Source organism: Egicoccus sp. AB-alg6-2 (assembly GCF_041821025.1).
Taxonomy (GTDB): domain Bacteria; phylum Actinomycetota; class Nitriliruptoria; order Nitriliruptorales; family Nitriliruptoraceae; genus Egicoccus.
In genome coordinates, this window is the sequence record NZ_JBGUAY010000004.1 from 457083 (window position 1) to 473934 (window position 16852).

Below are 16852 nucleotides of genomic sequence, written 5' to 3' on the forward strand. Positions count from 1 at the left end.
CGGGGTCAGGCGTTGGCGGACAGTTCGCTCGTGAGCTGCTCGAGCACGTCCTTCGCGTCGCCGTAGAGCATCACGCAGTTGTCCTGCTCGAACAGACCGTTCTTGATGCCCGCATAGCCCGGGGAGAGACTGCGCTTGATCACGAACACGCGACGGGCGTTGCCGACGTCGAGGATCGGCATCCCCGCGATCGGACTGCCCGGTTCGGTGCGGGCCGCCGGATTCACCACGTCGTTCGCCCCGACCACGATCACGACATCCGTCTCGGCGAAGTCGGCGTTGATCTCGCTCATCTCCTCGAGCAGCTCGTAGGGGACCTCCGCCTCGGCCAGCACGACGTTCATGTGGCCGGGCATCCGGCCAGCGACCGGGTGGATGGCGAAGCGGACCTGCGCCCCCTGACGCTGCAGCGCCTGCGCCAGCCCGTAGGCGGCGTTCTGCGCCCGGGCGGCCGCCAGCCCGTAGCCGGGCACGATGATCACCGACTGCGCCGCTTCGAGGACCATCGCTGCCGACTCGGGATCGGCGGCGACCACATGGCCGTACTCGCCGTGCTCGGTCGCGGCGCCGCCGTAGCCACCGACCAGCACGTTGACGAGCGAGCGGTTCATCGCCACGCACATGATCTGCGTCAGGATGAGGCCGGCTGCCCCCACGATCGTGCCGGCGATGATCAGCAGATGGTTGCCGAGCGCGAATCCCGTCGCCGCGGCCGCCAGCCCGGACAGCGAGTTGAGCAGGCTGATCACGACCGGCATGTCCGCACCACCGATGGGCACGACCAGCGCGATGCTCGCCAGCGTGCTGGCCACGACGAGGACGACCACGAAAGCCGCCGCGACGAGCGGATCCTCGATGCCGAACACGGCGACGCCGCCGGCCACCAGGCCGCCCAGGACGAGCACCCCCATCAGGGGCCCACGGGCCGGGATACGGGGCGTGCCGTCGATGGTGCCCCGCAGCTTCAACTCCGCCAGGACGCTGCCGCCGAGCGTCACCGCGCCGATGAGCACCGACAGCACCAGGGTGGCGGCCGAGGCGGCACCCAGGGCCTGCGCCGCCGTGCCGTCACCGGGGGTCTCGACGACGACGGCCCAGAACAGCGACAGGGCCACCAGCGCCGAGGAGGCGCCACCGAAGCCGTTGAACCGGGCCACGATCTCGGGCATCTGGGTCGCCCGCGCCCGGGCGACGATGACGAAACCGATCGCGCCGCCGACCAGCAGTCCACCGATGATCCAGCGGTAGTCGACCAGCCCCATCTCGAGCAGCGTGATCACGATCGCGAGCAGCATGCCCGCCGCCATGAGCGCGTTGCCGCTGCGGGCCGTCCGCACGCGCGAGAGCCGCTTGAGTCCGACCACGAACAGCGCGATGGAGCCGAGGGCGAGCAGCGCCGTGACGTCGGTGTCCATCAGCGCCGCCCTCCGAAGGTGGACAGCATCCGGTCGGTGACCAGGAAGCCGCCGACCACGTTGATGGTGGCCAGCACCAGCGCCAGCACCCCGAGCGCGACACTGGTGGTCAGCGAGGCGACCGCGACCAGGGTCAGCGCGCCGACGACCGTGATGCCCGACATCGCGTTCGCCCCCGACATCAGCGGGGTGTGCAAGGTCGGCGGCACCTTGTTGATCAGTTCGAAGCCGAGGAAGCCGGCCAGGACGAACAGGTACACGCTCACCAGCCAGGCGCCCATCAGGCGTCCTTTCCGCCGAGCAGTTCGGCGATCTTCGGGGCCGTCACGGTTCCCTCGTGGGTCACGAGCGACCCGGCGACGACCTCGTCGTCGAGGTCGAGCTGCAGTCGCTGTTCGTCGTCGATCAGCAGGTCGCAGAACGCGGCGACGTTGCGGGCGTACAGGGCGCTGGACTCGCCGGCCATCGCCGAGGGGAAGTCGTTGCCGGGGATGATGCGCACGCCGTGGTGTTCGACGATCCTGCCCACCTCGGTGAGGGCGCAGTTGCCGCCGTCTGCAGCCGCGAGGTCGATCACGACCGAGCCCGGCTGCATCGCCTCGACCATCTCGCGGGTGATCAGTTCGGGGGCGGGGCGGCCGGGGATCTGCGCCGTGGTGATGGCGGCGTTGGCCTGGCCGAGGAACTCGGTGAGCACTGCCCGCTGCCGCTCGAGGAAACCGGCGCCGACCTCCTTCGCGTACCCGCCCTCCCCCGTGGCGTCCTCGATGTCGGGAACCTCGATGAAGGTGCCGCCGAGCGAGGCGACCTCTTCGCGGGCGGCCTCGCGGATGTCGGACACGTGAATCACCGCGCCCAGGCGCTTGGCGGTCGCGACCGCCTGCAGCCCGGCGACGCCGGCGCCGAGCACCACGATGCGCGCCGGGCGGATCGTCCCCGCGGCGGTCATGAACAGCGGGAAGTACTTGTCGAGCGCGTGGGCCGCCTCGATGACGGCCCGGTAGCCGCTGACATTGGCTTGGCTCGAGAGCGCGTCGATGGCCTGTGCCCGGGTGATGCGTGGCACGAGGTCCATGGCGAGCGTGCTGATGCCGCCGTCGGCGAGCGCCCGCACCACCTCGAGGTTGCGGTGCGGCGCCAGGAAGGTCAACAGCACCGTGCCGGGTGACAACCTGTTGACGTCCTCCAACGAGGGTGGCGCAACCCGCGCCACCAGGGTCGCGCCGCCGGCGTCCGTCGCATCGACCAGATCGGCACCGGCGTCGGCGTAGGCCTCGTCGGGGAAACCGGCCGCAGCGCCTGCCTCGTGCTCGACGAGGACCCGCCGACCCGTCGCGACCTGACGGCGGACCGAGTCCGGGGTCGCGGCCACCCGGCGCTCGCCGGCAGCCCGCTCGCGGACGACGAAGAGCGCGGTCTCGGTGCTGGGGGCCATGGCACCTCACACGGTCGGTCCGGTGGGCCGCACTGTAGGTGGCACCCGCCTCCGATCGCTGGAAGTCGCCTGTGCGCCTCAGGCCCGGACCAACGCCAGCGGTCGGTCGAAGTGGCGGTGGGCGGCAATGGCGTCGGCGAACGCCGACGCGAACGTCGACAGCTCGTCCGCTCCCCCGCCGACCAGGGTCACGACGCCGGCGTCGTCGACGAAGCCACCCTCGGCGCCGGCGAGCTCCACGCCGGGCAGGGACAGCTCGTGCAGCAGGGCGACACCCGAGCCGATGGCGGCGATCGGCTTGGCGTGCTTGAACGCCTCCAGGGGCCAGTTCGCCAGTTCGCCCTTGCTCCGGACCCCCTCGACGCTGTCGTCACCACCGGCGACGAGGACCGCGTCGTAGAGGACCGACGCCATCGTGTTCATCGCCCGGTCGACGGGCAGCGGCTCCCCGTCGCCAGCACACCGCAGCGACCCGTCCGTCGGCGCAACGATCTCGCAGGTCGCACCCGCCCCGGCGAGATGGTCGAGCACCGGCTGGAGCGACGAGCGGTCGACCCCGTCGGCGGCGAGGACCGCGACCTTGCGGGTGGCGACGCTCGACGGCTGACTCGCCTGGCTCAGCGCCGGCGAGCGGCGGCCGTGGTTGTCGGTGGCCGGCCGTTCCGGCGGCGCGACACCGATGCCTTCCGCCACCTCGACGGCCAGGCGGTGGTCCACGTGGTTGAGGTTGTCGACCATCCGCTCACGGACGTGCATCGTGTCGACCTTGCCGAGCTCGAACCGGAACGCGTCGATGATGTGCTGCTGTTCCCAGTCGCTCATGGAATTCCAGAACAGCGTCGCCTGGCTGTAGTGGTCGTCGAACGAGTCGCTCCGCGCCCGGATCTTGGCGCCCTCGACCCGCTCCTCGTAGTGGTGGTAGGCACCCTGCTCGGGCGTGGCGACTTCGGCCCCGCCGAGGGAGCTCGGGAAGTACGAGCCCCGGCCGCGGTCGATGCGGTGTTGGCCGTAGCCCTCGCGTTGATGGTGGTGCACCTCGGCGACCGGGCGGTTGATCGGGATCTGCGCGAAGTTGGGTCCCCCCAGCCGGATCAGCTGGGTGTCGAGATACGAGAACAGACGCCCCTGCAACAACGGATCGTTGGTGAAGTCGATCCCGGGAACCACGTTGCCCGGGTGGAAGGCCACCTGCTCGGTCTCGGCGAAGAAGTTGTCCGGATTGCGGTTGAGCGTCATCTTGCCGATCGGGCGCAGCGGCACCTCTTCCTCCGGGATGATCTTCGTCGGGTCGAGCAGGTCGAAGTCGAACGCGTGCTCGTCCGCCTGCGGGACGAGCTGCACGGCCAGCTCCCACACAGGGTGGTTGCCCTGCTCGATCGCCTCCCACAGGTCCCGCCGGTTGAAGTCGGGATCCTTGCCGGCGATCTTCTGCGTCTCGTCCCAGACCAGCGAGTGCGTGCCAAGCAGCGGCCGCCAGTGGAACTTGACGAAGGTCGCCTCTCCCGCGGCGTTGACGAACCGGAACGTGTGGACGCCGAAGCCCTCCATCATCCGGTAGCTGCGCGGCACACCGCGTGGTGAGGTGACCCACAGCAACGTGTGCGTCGACTCGGGTGTCAGGGAAGCGAAGTCCCAGAAGGTGTCGTGTGCGGCGCTCGCCTGCGGCATCTGGTGGTGCTGCTCGGGCTTGATCGAGTGCACCAGGTCGGGGAACTTGATCGCGTCCTGGATGAAGAACACCGGCATGTTGTTGCCGACGAGGTCCCAGTTGCCCTCCTCGGTGTAGAACTTCGTCGCAAACCCGCGCACGTCGCGCACCGTGTCTGCAGAACCGCGGAACCCGACCACGGTCGAGAAGCGCACGAAGACGGGTGTCTGCCGGCCGGCGGCGCCGAACACGTGCGCGCGGGTGAGCTCATGCAGGTCCTCGTAGCATTCGAAGACGCCGTGGGCACCGCTGCCACGCGGATGGACGATCCGCTCCGGGATGCGCTCGTGGTCGAAGTGGGTCAGCTTCTCGCGGAAGTGGAAGTCCTCGATCAGCGTCGGGCCGCGCTCGCCCGCCTTGAGGCTGTCGTCGGTGTGGTCGACCTTGACGCCCTGGTCGGTCGTGAGGTGGGCTCCGTCGTGGTCCCGCCGCACCTCGTCGAGCTGGCGGTCCTTCTCCGTGCGCGTGTGATCGTCTGCCATCCCCGCTCCCCCTCTGGGTTTGGCATGGAGCTTGACGATTGGCGTGGTCGTTCGCACCCGGCCGATGAGGCAGGCATCGTTTCCGGCACCGGCTCAGTCGAGGCGGACCGACCTGGTCTCCCCGACGCAGCCGTCCGCCGCGATGCAGTAGCGATCGCCCTCGTCGTCGGACAGCTCCCGTGCGTAGGCGCCACCGCCGATCCGGTCGGCTGCACGTTGCGCGGCGTCCTCGTCGTCGAACGGTCCCTCGGCGACGACCCACAGGTCGGGATTGAGCGAGGGGTAGTGCGACGACCACAGCAGCTGTGCGCCGCCGCCCGTCGCTTCGACGCGTGCCCGCGCCTCACGCTCGGTGAAGTCCTCGCCCCACAACGAGGCCACCACGACGATCCAACGCTTCTGCGACCCGGTCAACGGGATCGGGGCGTGTTCGCAGGCGTCGAAGTGCCACGGACGCAGTTCGTCGTCCTGTTCGGCGGGCTCGACCTCGACCTCGCACCGCCCGTCGAACTCGATCGTCACCGGCTCGTCGGTGTCCTCCGACGGCCCGCGCCCCGCCGCACCGCCCGCCGTCGCGCCCTCGCGCTCCGCGCGCTCCCGCCTCGACTCGCCGGTGGCCTCGACGGATCCGGTGTCCGCTTCGTCGTCGCCACCGCTGCCTTCGGGAACGCCCGCCACCGACTCGGCACCCACGCCGTCACGGTCGGCGCCGAGGACCGCGCCCCACAGCACGAGCGCGAGCAGCATGGGTACGGCGAGCAGCACGGCAGCGCGGAGCTGCTCACGACGCAGGGCGCCACGGAGGCGGATCACGCACAGCCTCGACGGGCCGGGGAAGGGAATCGTCGTTCGACGCTACCCGCGGCGCGAGCCCTGTCGACCGCCCGACAGCCACGGCCGGGCAGCGACCTCTGCGCGGGACGAGCTGTGCGAAGGACGCGCGAACCGGCCGGCCGGACGACGCGTGCGCAACGGTGATGACTCCGAGGAACCACGGAGAGGAGATCGGCATGGTCGGTTCGGCACGGTCGCGACGACGACCGCGACGGGGCATCCGTGGTGTCGTCGCACTGGCGACCGTCGCGGCGCTGGCCGCCAGCGCGTCCGCCAGCTACGAGGTACAGCGAGGTGACACGCTGTCGGAGATCGCGGTGCACACCGGTACCACCGTGGCCGACCTGGTGGCCACCAATGGTCTGCGCAGCGCCGACCACATCCGCGCGGGACAACGGCTGACCCTGCCCTCCGCCCCCGCGGCCACGCCGGCCTCACGCGCCGAGGTGGGCGCGCTCATCGAGCGCGAGGCGCGGGCGCGTGGCTGGAGTCCCGCCTTCGTCAAGGCGCTCGCCTGGCAGGAATCCGGCTGGGACAACGCGCGGGTCTCGTCGGCGGGGGCGATCGGCATCATGCAGGTCATGCCGGCCACCGGCGATCACGTCTCGACGTACCTGGTGGGTCGACCGCTCGACCTGCACGACCCGCACGACAACGTCGTCGCCGGCATCGCCTTCCTGCAGCACCTGTGGGAGCTCACCGACGGCGACGTCGAGCGCACGCTCGCCGGCTACTACCAGGGCCTGCGCTCGGTCCGCGAGAACGGGACGTATCCGTCGACCGAACGCTACATCGACAACGTGCTGGCGCTGCGCGAGCGCTTCCGCTGAGAGCGCCGCGAGCGCTTCCGCTGTCAGCGCCGCGAACGACCGCCGCCCCTGCCGCGTACGTGCGGGTCAGGGGCGGCACCGAGAGGCGGGGACGGGAATCGAACCCGTGATAAGGGATTTGCAGTCCCCTGCCTTACCACTTGGCTACCCCGCCGGGGCGCGCGCAGGGTAGCGCTCATGCGTGACCACGACACATCGAGGCACCGCCGGGGCCTGGGGGGCGGCGGTCACCAGGCCCGACGTTGCGTCGCCAGGGTCCGCAGCGGCCCGCGCGCCCTGCTGCTGCCCAACCACCATGCCGCCCCCACCGCACCGGCCCAGATCATCAGCCCCAGGGTCGGACCCGGCCGGCTCCAGGCCTCGTCCACCTGACGAGGGTCGACGTGCTGCCAGGACCCGGGACGGCGCACCTCGATGGTGGTGCGGGCATCGAGGCGGGCGGCCCGCCCGTCGACGACACGCCGCCAGTCGGGGTCCACGGCCCACGTCGAGGGCAGGCTCGAGGTATCCAGCCGCGCGGCTTCCACGCCGGGCCCGCTCACCACCCGCCAGGCGCCACGCGAGGCGTACCGGACCGCCGTGCGCTTCCAGGTGGCCGCCACGCTCGCGCTCCTCGGTCCGACTACGACGTGCCTTCACGCAGCGCCGCGAGCAGCCGACGATAGCTCTCCAGCCGTGCCGGGTGGATCGAGGTGTTCGTCAGCACGCAGCCGGGTTCACCCTCGTGGAGACAGTCGTCGAGCCCACAGTTCAGGGCCGCCAACTCGGGGAAGTGGTCGGCCAGTTCGGTCGGCGCCATGTTGCCCAGGCCGAAGGAGCGCACCCCCGGCGTGTCGACGAGCCACGCGTCCAGCGAGGCGATCAGCATGGCCCGGGCCGACACCGTCGTGTGCCGGCCGCCGAACCGGCCGATCTCGGCGACCTCGCGGCCGGCCTCGGGAACCAGGCGGTTGAACAGCGAGGTCTTGCCGACCCCCGAGTGGCCGGTGAACGCCGTCCAGCACCCGGTCAGCGACTGCGCGAGCGCGTCGACACCCTCGCCGGTCTCCGCCGAGGTCACCCGCACGTCGACACCGACGGCTTCGTAGCGGGCGGTCACGTCCGCGACCTCGGTGCGGTCGGCCACGAGGTCGATCTTGTTGATGCACAGCAGCGTGCTCATGCCCCCGACGGATGCCGACACCATGACCCGGTCGAGGAAGCGGACGCCGACGTCGAGGTAGTCCGCGGCGAGCACCACCGCGACCGCGTCCGCGTTGGCGACCACCACACGCTCGTCGTCGAGCGCGTCGTCGGCCGTGCGCAGCAGCACCGTCTCGCGGGGCAACAGCTCGACGATGCGGGCGGTGTCGGTGTCGTGGCGTGGTGGGCGCACCCGAACACGGTCACCGACCACCACCTTGGTGCCGCGCATGGCGCCCGAGAAGCGTGCGGGCAGCACCTCGTCGTCGTAGAGGACGCGGACGTGCCCCTTGTCGACGGCCACGATGCGGCCGGCGTCGTAGTCCTCGAGTCGTTCCTTGGCCGCCTGCGACAGCGGGTCCGAACGCCGCCGCTGTGACAGGAGGTGGTGGTCCTCCTCCCATTCGTCCTCGAGGGATTCGATGTCGATGCGTGGCATGCCCGCATCCTGCCACGTCGCTGCACACCCCGGTGACGGGCAGACCTGGCGTGCGCCCGGGACGGTCGCGGTACCACCGGCCGGGGCCGGGGGCCGGCGCACCACGAGCCCGGTACCGCAGGGAACGGGTAGCGTCCGGCCCCGACGCAGACCGGGAGGGTCGATCGTGCGCGACGCGAGCGCCGGGGACGAGATGTACGACTACGCACGCGCGGCGGTCGAGGCCGCGCTCGCCGCAGGCGCCACCTATGCCGATGCGCGGGTGGTGATCCGCCGCCAGGAACGTATCGCCGCACACAACGGCGAACTCGAATCGGTGACCCACAACGAGGACGCCGGTGTCGGCGTCCGTGCGCTGATCGGCTCGTCGTGGGGCTTCGCCGCCACGGGCGAGCTGACCGACACGGCCGCGAAGAAGGCCGGCGGCGAGGCGACCGCGACCGCGAAGGCGTCCGCGCTCGTTCCGGGTTCGGCGATCGAGCTGGCCGACGTGCCGGTGGCGCAGGACTCCTACGAGACGCCGCACGCCGAGAACCCGTTCGACGTCCCGCTGGCCGAGAAGGTCGAGCTGGTCGTCGGCGCGACCCGCACGATGCACGAGGTCGAGGGCATCGCGGTGGCCACCGCGCACATCGGGTTCTGGGACACCGACAAGTGGTTCGTCTCCTCCCAGGGGCACCGCATCCACCAGCACATCGTCGAGGCCGGCGGCGGCATGGACGCGACGGCGGTCGGCGAGTCCGAGACGCAGCGCCGCAGCTATCCGCAGTCGTTCGGGCACTACGAGACCGGTGGCTACGAGGTGGTCCGCCGCTTCGACATGCCCGGCAACGCGCAGCGGGTCGCCGAGGAGGCGGTGCAGCTGCTCGACGCGGCGGACTGCCCGTCGGGCGAGATGGACCTGGTCCTCGAGTCGAGCCAGCTGGCGCTCCAGATCCACGAATCCGTCGGCCACGCGATCGAACTCGACCGCATCCTCGGATGGGAGGCCGCGTTCGCCGGCACGAGCTTCCTGGAGCTCGACAAGCTCGGCAGCCTCAAGTACGGCTCCGAGCTGATGAACATCACCGCGGACGCCACGATCCCGGGGGCACTGTCGACCTTCGGCTACGACGACGAGGGCACGCCGGCCCGCTCCGTCGACATCGTGCGCGACGGGACCTGGGTCGGGGTGCTCTCGGGCCGCGACACCGCACACCTCGCCGGCCTCGAACCCGGCGGCATGGTGCGCGCCGACGGCTTCAACCGGCTGCCGATGGTCCGCATGACCAACGTGGGCCTCAAGCCGGGCGAGGGCTCGCTCGACGAGATCATCGCCGACACCAAGCGCGGGGTGTACATGGCCACCAACCGCTCGTGGTCGATCGACGACCGGCGACTCAACTTCCAGTTCGGCTGCGAGATCGGTTGGGAGATCGTCGACGGCAAGCTCGGACGCATGGTCAAGAACCCGACCTACACCGGGATCACCCCCCGCTTCTGGGCGTCGCTCGACCGTCTCGCCGGTCAGGACGAGTGGGTGCCCTGGGGCGTGCCCAACTGCGGCAAGGGACAACCCATGCAGGTCGGCCACACCGGCCATCCCGCCTCACCGGGGCGGTTCCACGACGTCCGCGTCGGCGTGAGGGGCTGAGCGATGACCACCGACGAGCACACCGTCCACGACCTCGACGACCTGCAGGCGCTCGCCGACCGGGTCATCGAACTGGTGCAGGACAATCCGCGCGCGGCGGACGGTTCGGTCGAGGCCAACGTCCTGGTCGGCCGCACCCGTCACGGGCTGACCCGGTTCGCCAACTCCTTCATCCACCAGCACGTGGGTGAGGACACCGTGACCATCGGGTTGACCGTGGCGGTCGGCGGTCGGACCGCGACCGCCGGCACCACCGACACCCGCGACGACGCACTGGCCGGCCTCATCGACGCGACCCTGGCGTCTGCGGCACTCCAGCCGGTGGACCCGCACTGGCCCGGCGCCACGCCGCCGGCCGAGGTGCACGGGCCCGGCAACTTCGACCCGGCGACGGCCGCTGCCCGGCCCGAGGAGCGCGCCGAGCGGGTCAAGGCCTTCGTCGACGCCGACCCCGGCCTGCGGGCCGCGGGCTTCCTCGACACGCAGGCGACCTGGGCGGCGTTCGCCTCGACGGCTGGTCAGCGCGTGACCGGCCGTTCGACGCGGGCGACGATCGACGGGATCCACCAGACCGACCGCTCCGCCGGGTCGGCGCACCAGACCGCCCGGTCGCTGGCCGACCTCGACGCGGCGAAGGCGGGCGCGGTCGCAGCCGACCGGGGCCGTCGATCAGCGGAGTTCGTCGACCTCGATCCCGGCATCTACGAGGTCGTCCTCGGGCCCGAAGCGGTGTCGACCATGCTCACCTTCCTCGGTGTGTACGGCTTCAACGCCAAGATGCACCTCGAGGGCGGCTCGTTCGTCAAGCTCGGTGAGCAGCAGCTCGACGAGCAGATCGCGATCCTCGAGGACCCGACGGATCCGCGCGCGATCGCCCTGCCCTTCGACAACGAAGGCACGCCGCGGCGATCGTTCCCGCTGGTCGAGGCCGGGGTCACCCGCAACCTCGCCCACGACCGACGTACCGCCAGGCGTGCCGGTGCGGAGACCACCGGCAGCGCCGTGCCCGGCGGCTCGGAGTTCGGCGCCGTTCCCACGACCATCAAGTTGCTCCCCGGCACGGCCACGCCCGAGGAGCTGGTGTCCGGTGTCCAGCGCGGCCTGCTGGTGACCCAGTTCCACTACTGCCGGGTGCTCGACCCGAAGAGCCTCGTCGTCACGGGCCTGACGCGCAACGGCACCTTCCGGATCGAGGACGGTCAGGTGGCGGGCGCGGTCGGCAACCTGCGGTTCACCCAGTCGTTCGTCGGCGCCCTGGCCCAGGGGCAGGTGGCCGCCATCGGCAACGACGACCGCTACGCCGACGGCGAGTTCGGCGCGGGCGTCGTCATCGCCCCGTCGCTGCGCCTGAAGGCGTGGAACTTCACGGGCGGCGCCAAGGGATGACGGAGCGCCGGTTCCGCCGTGCGCTGGTCACCGGTGCCTCCTCGGGCATCGGCGCCTCGTTCGCCCGCCTGCTCGCCGACCGGGGCGTCGCCACCGTGCTGGTGGCGCGCTCGGCCGATCGGTTGGGCGAGCTCGCCACCACGCTACGCACCGAGCACCCCGGCCATCCCGGCGGCGACGTCGAGGTGGTGCCCGCGGATCTGACCACGGCGGACGGACTCGAGCGCGTCGGTGCCCGCCTGCGTGACGGGGACCGGCCGATCGACCTGCTGATCAACAACGCCGGCGCCGGGCAGGTCGGTCTCTTCATGGACCTCGACCCCGACGACGCGCAGACGGCCGTTCTGCTCAACGTGGTCGCGCCGCTGCGGCTGGCACACGCCGCCCTGCCGACCCTGGCGGCGCAGGGTGGCGCGCTGTTGAACGTGGCATCGATCGCCTCGTTCCAGCCGGTGCCGATGATGGCGACCTACGCCGCGACCAAGGCGTTCGTGGCGAGCTGGTCGCAGGCACTGCACGAGGAACTCCGCGGCACCGGTGTGACGGTGACCGCGCTCGCGCCCGGTTTCACCCGCTCGGGCTTCGTCGACGCCGCCGACGCCCGGGACGTGGCCTCGCGCATCCCGGGTCCTTTTTGGGACGGCCCCGACGAGGTGGCGCGGGCCGGGCTGGACGGCGTCGCGAGGGGCCGCGCGCTGGTGGTGCCGAGCTGGCTGTACCGGGCGGGCGTGACCGCGTCCTCGCTCACGCCGACGTTCGTGACACGACGGCTCGTCGGCGAGGTGACACGCCGCCTCGGCTGAGCCGGAACGGGCGCCGAGGCGCGGATGCGGTCAGCTCGACCCGCCGCCACGCTTCGCGCGGTACATGACGGCATCGGCGAGCCGGAGCAGATCCTCAGCCGACGACGGCGGACTGTGGATGGTCGTGACACCGACGCTGACGCTGACCTCCGCGTCACCGGAACGCAGGTGCTCACCGAAGGCGTCCCGCAGGCTGCGGAAGAACGCAGCGGCCTCGACCTGGTCGGTGTCGGCCAGCAGCAGGAAGAACTCGTCCCCGCCGACGCGGGCCGCGAGGTCGGTGCGGCGCATGCGCGTCCGCAGCAGCCGGGCCAGGTCGCGAAGGACGGCGTCGCCCTCCTCATGGCCGAGCCGGTCGTTGATGCGCTTGAAGTCGTCGATGTCGAGGTAGGCGACCGTCATCGGCGAGCCCGTACGACGCATGCGGGCGATCTCGAGCTCGGCCCGGTTGTAGAGGGCGCGACGGTTGGCCAGCCGGGTCAGCTCGTCGATCCCGGACAGCGTGGCGGCACGATCGAGCATCTCGAGCAGTCCCTGCACGACCACGACGACCGCGCACAGGCTCACGAACCGCAGCACCCCCTCGGCCAACGCGAACGGGGCGGCGAGCGAACCTGCGGGTGGCGCCGAGAGCATCCAGGTCACGCTCGCCAGGGCGGCGAGAGCCGAGGCGGCGACCGCCCGGCAGGCGACGGCGGCAAGGGCGACCGGAACGACGTACAACATGCCGAGGCCACGCTGTCCGGTGAGCGAGGCGAAGCCGATCCCGACGATCGCGGCCGCCGCGACGGTGACGACCAGGCCGGCAGGCGCGACCAGCAGCGCATGCACCATGGACGCCGAGCGCGATCCCGCCGGGTCGCTGGTGGCCAGCACGCGACGTGCCCGCCCCGGCGACGTCATCCACCCCCGGCGGTCGTCGGCTGCCGACCCGACGTGGCGCGGTGGGGCGAGGTCCGTCGCGTTCACGTGGAGCGCCGCCGGCCGCCACGTCCGGGTCGCGGTGCTCCACGGTGCGGTCACGGCCACCTCCCCGACGGCTCCCAGCAGTGAACGTGACGAGGGCTCCTGGCGGCAGTGACAGTTGTCCCTGGCCTAGCCCGGATGAGTCGTTCCTCCCCCGCGCTCATCGCAGCACCGTGTGATCGTGGGGCTGCGGGTCGAACCGGTAGCCGATCCCGTGCACGGTCACGATCCAGCGGTCCCCCACCGCGCCGGCGGCATCGAACTTGCGGCGCAACCGGCGCACGTGCTCGGTGACCGTGGCCCGGTCCTGACCGTGGCGTCCACCGATCCAGGCGTGTTGCAGCAACTCCCGTCGGGTGAAGACCTGACGCTGTCGGGCCACCAGGAACGCCAGCAGGCTGAACTCCTGGGCGGTCAGCGTGAGCAGATTGCCGTTGAGGTGAGCCTCGCGCGCGGCCACGTCCACCTGCAGCGGTCCGGCGTACAGCAACGTTCCGGCGCTCACGACGCTCGTCCGGCGAAGGACCGCGCGCAACCGGGCCGAGAACTCCGGTGCGGAAAAGGGTTCGACGAGGACGTCGTCGGCGCCCAGCTCCCATGCCAGGACGCGCGCCTCCTCGCTCGCGCCCTCGGGAAGGACGACGATCAGGGGCTCGGCCGTGCGCCGGCGCAGGTCACGAATCGTCTCGAAACCGGCTCCGCCGGCGATCGACACCACGACCCCGGTGGTCGTGCCGCTGTCGAGCAGGTCGACGGCCTCGTCGAAGAGCGTGACCGTGCGCAACGCGAAGCCGTCGAGGGCCAGCCGTGCCCGGACCCGGTCGATCAGCGGCGCAGCGAGGCGTCGCTCCTCGAGGAGCACGAAGCGTGGTGCGCTGTCCCGATCGACGCTCACGGTGTCCCCCCGCAGCCGCCGTGCACCGGAGTGAAGACGTTTGGTCGCCTGTCCCCGACAAAAAGGACATTACCCCCCGCTGTCGCCGTTCAGAGGCGGTTCGGAGCCAATTCGCGCTTCTCCGCCCGCCGGACCGGGCCATCGGGACAGGGAGACTAGGCAGGGCTGATCAGGTCGGTCCGTCAGCGGCGTCCAGATCCCGGCGGGAAGCGCTAGACCGGGGCAGATGTCCCGGTACCTCCCTCCCGGGGCACTCGTCCTGTTTCAGGACGGGCGTCCTTCGGGCAGTGTCCGCGCGTCACGACGGCAGAGATCACAACGGCGGCCCAAATTGGTCAACGGACCGGCAACCCGGCTGCCACGCCGCGAGCTGACAGGCACGCTCGGTGCGCCGGCTGGGAGCAACGCCAGGCGAGCGGGACGCGGGACAGCGGGGGAATGTTATGGCGTACGAGCAGCGCGCGGAAATCGTCGTGGTGGACGGGCATGCCGTGGTGTGCGAAGGCATCCGCGGCATGATCCACGGTCGTGAGGGCCTGTGGGTGAGCGGTCGGGCCGGGAGCGTGGCCGAAGCGGTCACGCTGGTGCCGGCGCTGCAACCGCAGATCGTGCTCGTCGGTCTCCGGCTGCCCGACGGTGACGCGAGCGACCTGATCCGGCAGCTGCGTCGGGTTGCACCGCGGGTGAAGTCGGTCGTCTTCAGCCCCGTCGCCGACGACGAGTCGTTCTTCTCCTCCGTCGTCGCGGGAGCGGTCGGTTTCGTGACGGACGACATCACCAGCGAGGGCTTGGTGCGAGCCCTGGCGAAGGTCGCGGCGGGCGAATCGCTCGTCACGCCGGCCGCGATCGAGGACTTGCGTCGCAAGATGCGGCGGGCGCCGCGGCCGAATGCGCTGGCGGCATCGCTGACGGGTCAGGAGGCCCGCATCATGTCGATGGTCGTCGAAGGCGCCACCAACGGCGAGATCGCCCGGGAGCTCTCGCTGGCGGAGAAGACCGTCCGCAACTACATGTCGAGCATCCTCGCCAAGGCGGGCGTCCGGAACCGGACCGAGCTCACCGCGGCAGTCGTACGCTCCGCGGCCGCCGCCCCACCGCGCGACGTGCACATCATCCGGCTGCCCGACGACGCCCGGGTCGGCTGAGTCCGCTCGCCCCGGACCTGCTTTCGGCCTCACGGCACGCAGGATCCTCAAGCTTCTCCCACCGCTGGCCGAGACATGAGTGCGGCCCCGGCATGGGGCGTGGGGACGCAGGGCCGGGGCCGCGTCCGCCGCCGCTCGAGATACGGCAGACGCCCGCAGCGTAGGTCCAGCGCCACCGCCACAGAACAGACACCTGTCCCGTCTTTCCGGCGTTCCCGCCACCGAAACGGCCCGGCAAACGCGCCGTCAGTCGTTCCTCTGTGACTGCTCGGTCAACAGGCGTACGAGGTGGAGCACCGGTTCCACGTGCTCGGGGGCCAGCTCGTCGCACAGCCTCGAGAGTTCGTTGCGGGCCTGCTCGACCTCCCCGACGAGTGGCCCGGCAGCGCGCACGTCCTCCAGCGCGAGGTCGAGCGCGCTGAGGATGGCCGCGAACGTCTGCGGCCGTGGTCGCCTGCGCCCGGACTCCGTGCTCCGCCAGGCGCCGACGCTGACGCCCGCGATCTCGGCAGCCTGCTCCTGGGTCCAGCCTCGGGCGAATCGCGCCTCGCGGATCAGCCGGCCGGGACTTACGCCGTTGCGCCGTTGGACGCCCCGACGTTCCGTCCCCGACTGCACCTCATGGGCAAACATCGAACACCGCCCCGCCGAGCGGTTGCCGTCCGGGATCCGCCCGGCCGAAATGTACGGACGGCGGGGGACGATGCCAGGGACAGCTGTCCCACGATCTTTCTCGACGGGCATCCGTTCGACCACGCAGCGTTGCCCACCCCTCCATTCCGCGCGCTTCCTGCACTTCGGCGTCCGCGGAAACTAAGTTGTCGCTGAGTGGTCGACAAGCCGCGTAGCGGGGCGGTGGGAGGCGTCTCGTGGCGCCGACCGGCAACGGGCGGGCAACTGTCCGCTGCGGGGATCCCGGGCGGTGGTCTAGCCCGGGCCCGGCAGCGGTCGATGCTTTCGGCATCCGCAGCCCCCCACTCGTTCGAGGCTTTCCGTGTCCGTGCCCCAACGCCCGACCCCGGTCGGCGCCCAGCCGACGGCCCTTCGACTGACCCTGGTGCTCGCCCTCCTCACCGCACTGCTCAGCGCACTGCTCTCGGCGCCGACCCTCGGCGGCAACCGAGCCGAGGCGACCAACACACCGGTCTTCCACGACAGCGTCGACACCGTCCACGCTGACGCGATCCACGACCTGGCCGCCGACGGCATCGTGCGCGGCTGCACGCCGCAGCGGTTCTGCCCCGACGCTGCCGTGACGCGAGCTCAGCTCGCGGCGCTGCTGACCCGTCTGCTCGAGCTGCCGCCCCGCTCCGACGTCGTCTTCAGCGACGTCGGAGCCAACCACACCCACGCCGGCGCCATCGGCGCGGCCGCACACGCCGGCATCGCGGTCGGCGCGAAGGACGGCCGCTACCGCCCCGGCGCCGACGTCACGCGGGAACAGGCGGCTGCCATGATCTCGCGGGCGCTCGGGTTGACGGCCAGCGCCACCTCGACATCCCACTTCGTCGATGTCACCGGCACGACGCACGCCGGCGCCATCGCCGCGGTCGCCGCCGCCGAGATCTCGGTGGGTTGCCGCCCGGAGCGCTTCTGCCCGGATGCGACGCTCACCCGGGGCCAGGCCGCTTCACTGGTGCAGCGCGCCAAGAAGGTGGAGAAGCAGCCACGCACCGGGCCCGCCCCGGCGCCTGCTCCG

The 16852-nt window shown here is 71.4% G+C and carries 16 protein-coding genes and 1 tRNA gene; 6 read left to right on the forward strand and 11 right to left on the reverse strand.

Annotation, left to right across the window (positions count from 1 at the left end; genetic code table 11):
- Window positions 1–5 precede the first annotated feature (5 nt).
- The 5 genes from ACERMF_RS09370 to ACERMF_RS09390 all read right to left on the reverse strand — a co-directional run bounded on the left by ACERMF_RS09370 (window position 6) and on the right by ACERMF_RS09390 (window position 5853).
- Window positions 6–1415, reverse strand: coding sequence for an NAD(P)(+) transhydrogenase (Re/Si-specific) subunit beta (locus tag ACERMF_RS09370; RefSeq protein ID WP_373668796.1), 1410 nt, complete (start codon window positions 1413–1415; stop codon window positions 6–8).
- Entirely contained in the window at window positions 1415–1699 is a 285-nt protein-coding gene (locus ACERMF_RS09375; protein WP_373668827.1) for an NAD(P) transhydrogenase subunit alpha, read from the reverse strand. The genes ACERMF_RS09370 and ACERMF_RS09375 overlap by 1 nt, the downstream gene beginning before the upstream one ends.
- Window positions 1696–2850 carry a Re/Si-specific NAD(P)(+) transhydrogenase subunit alpha gene (locus ACERMF_RS09380; protein ID WP_373668797.1) on the reverse strand — a complete coding sequence of 385 codons (1155 nt, stop codon included), beginning with the start codon at window positions 2848–2850 and terminating at the stop codon, window positions 1696–1698. The genes ACERMF_RS09375 and ACERMF_RS09380 overlap by 4 nt, the downstream gene beginning before the upstream one ends.
- 78 nt (window positions 2851–2928) lie before the next feature.
- On the reverse strand, window positions 2929–5040 hold the full coding sequence (locus ACERMF_RS09385; protein ID WP_373668798.1) for a catalase: 2112 nt from the start codon (window positions 5038–5040) through the stop codon (window positions 2929–2931).
- 93 nt (window positions 5041–5133) lie between these two features.
- The gene (locus tag ACERMF_RS09390) at window positions 5134–5853 is read right to left on the reverse strand and encodes a hypothetical protein (protein WP_373668799.1); all 720 of its coding nucleotides are present in this window, start codon (window positions 5851–5853) and stop codon (window positions 5134–5136) included.
- A 197-nt stretch (window positions 5854–6050) separates the two neighbouring features.
- On the opposite strand from ACERMF_RS09390, the gene ACERMF_RS09395 reads away from it, so the two are divergent.
- Window positions 6051–6704: a lytic transglycosylase domain-containing protein gene (locus tag ACERMF_RS09395; RefSeq protein WP_373668800.1), complete on the forward strand. Its 654-nt coding sequence runs from the start codon at window positions 6051–6053 to the stop codon at window positions 6702–6704.
- 83 nt (window positions 6705–6787) lie between these two features.
- Here ACERMF_RS09395 and ACERMF_RS09400 read toward each other — a convergent pair.
- The 3 genes from ACERMF_RS09400 to rsgA all read right to left on the reverse strand — a co-directional run bounded on the left by ACERMF_RS09400 (window position 6788) and on the right by rsgA (window position 8325).
- A tRNA-Cys gene (locus ACERMF_RS09400) sits at window positions 6788–6858 on the reverse strand.
- 73 nt (window positions 6859–6931) lie between these two features.
- Entirely contained in the window at window positions 6932–7306 is a 375-nt protein-coding gene (locus tag ACERMF_RS09405; RefSeq protein WP_373668801.1) for a hypothetical protein, read from the reverse strand.
- 20 nt (window positions 7307–7326) lie between these two features.
- Window positions 7327–8325 carry a ribosome small subunit-dependent GTPase A gene (gene rsgA / locus ACERMF_RS09410; protein WP_373668802.1) on the reverse strand — a complete coding sequence of 333 codons (999 nt, stop codon included), beginning with the start codon at window positions 8323–8325 and terminating at the stop codon, window positions 7327–7329.
- Between the two features lie 193 nt (window positions 8326–8518).
- Here rsgA and ACERMF_RS09415 point away from each other — a divergent pair, with 193 nt between their 5' ends.
- The 3 genes from ACERMF_RS09415 to ACERMF_RS09425 are packed head-to-tail and all read left to right on the forward strand — an operon-like array spanning window position 8519 to window position 12147.
- Window positions 8519–9958, forward strand: a complete 1440-nt coding sequence (locus ACERMF_RS09415; protein WP_373668828.1) for a TldD/PmbA family protein — start codon at window positions 8519–8521, stop codon at window positions 9956–9958.
- Between the two features lie 3 nt (window positions 9959–9961).
- Complete coding sequence (locus ACERMF_RS09420) at window positions 9962–11344, forward strand: TldD/PmbA family protein (protein ID WP_373668803.1); 1383 nt, start codon at window positions 9962–9964, stop codon at window positions 11342–11344.
- A complete protein-coding gene (locus ACERMF_RS09425) occupies window positions 11341–12147 on the forward strand; it encodes an SDR family NAD(P)-dependent oxidoreductase (protein ID WP_373668804.1) in 807 nt (268 codons plus the stop codon). The genes ACERMF_RS09420 and ACERMF_RS09425 overlap by 4 nt, the downstream gene beginning before the upstream one ends.
- Window positions 12148–12177: 30 nt before the next feature.
- Here the strand turns inward: ACERMF_RS09425 and ACERMF_RS09430 are convergent, their stop codons facing one another.
- Window positions 12178–13170, reverse strand: coding sequence for a diguanylate cyclase domain-containing protein (locus ACERMF_RS09430; RefSeq protein WP_373668805.1), 993 nt, complete (start codon window positions 13168–13170; stop codon window positions 12178–12180).
- Between the two features lie 103 nt (window positions 13171–13273).
- Window positions 13274–14008 carry a response regulator transcription factor gene (locus ACERMF_RS09435; RefSeq protein ID WP_373668806.1) on the reverse strand — a complete coding sequence of 245 codons (735 nt, stop codon included), beginning with the start codon at window positions 14006–14008 and terminating at the stop codon, window positions 13274–13276.
- A 443-nt stretch (window positions 14009–14451) separates the two neighbouring features.
- On the opposite strand from ACERMF_RS09435, the gene ACERMF_RS09440 reads away from it, so the two are divergent.
- A complete protein-coding gene (locus ACERMF_RS09440) occupies window positions 14452–15153 on the forward strand; it encodes a LuxR C-terminal-related transcriptional regulator (protein ID WP_373668807.1) in 702 nt (233 codons plus the stop codon).
- Between the two features lie 246 nt (window positions 15154–15399).
- Here ACERMF_RS09440 and ACERMF_RS09445 read toward each other — a convergent pair whose 3' ends face one another.
- Window positions 15400–15786 (reverse strand): helix-turn-helix transcriptional regulator, encoded by a 387-nt coding sequence (locus ACERMF_RS09445; RefSeq protein WP_373668808.1) that lies wholly within the window; start codon window positions 15784–15786, stop codon window positions 15400–15402.
- A gap of 361 nt (window positions 15787–16147) precedes the next feature.
- On the opposite strand from ACERMF_RS09445, the gene ACERMF_RS09450 reads away from it, so the two are divergent.
- Window positions 16148–16852 (forward strand): S-layer homology domain-containing protein (locus ACERMF_RS09450; RefSeq protein ID WP_373668809.1); only part of this gene is annotated, 705 nt, incomplete at its 3' end.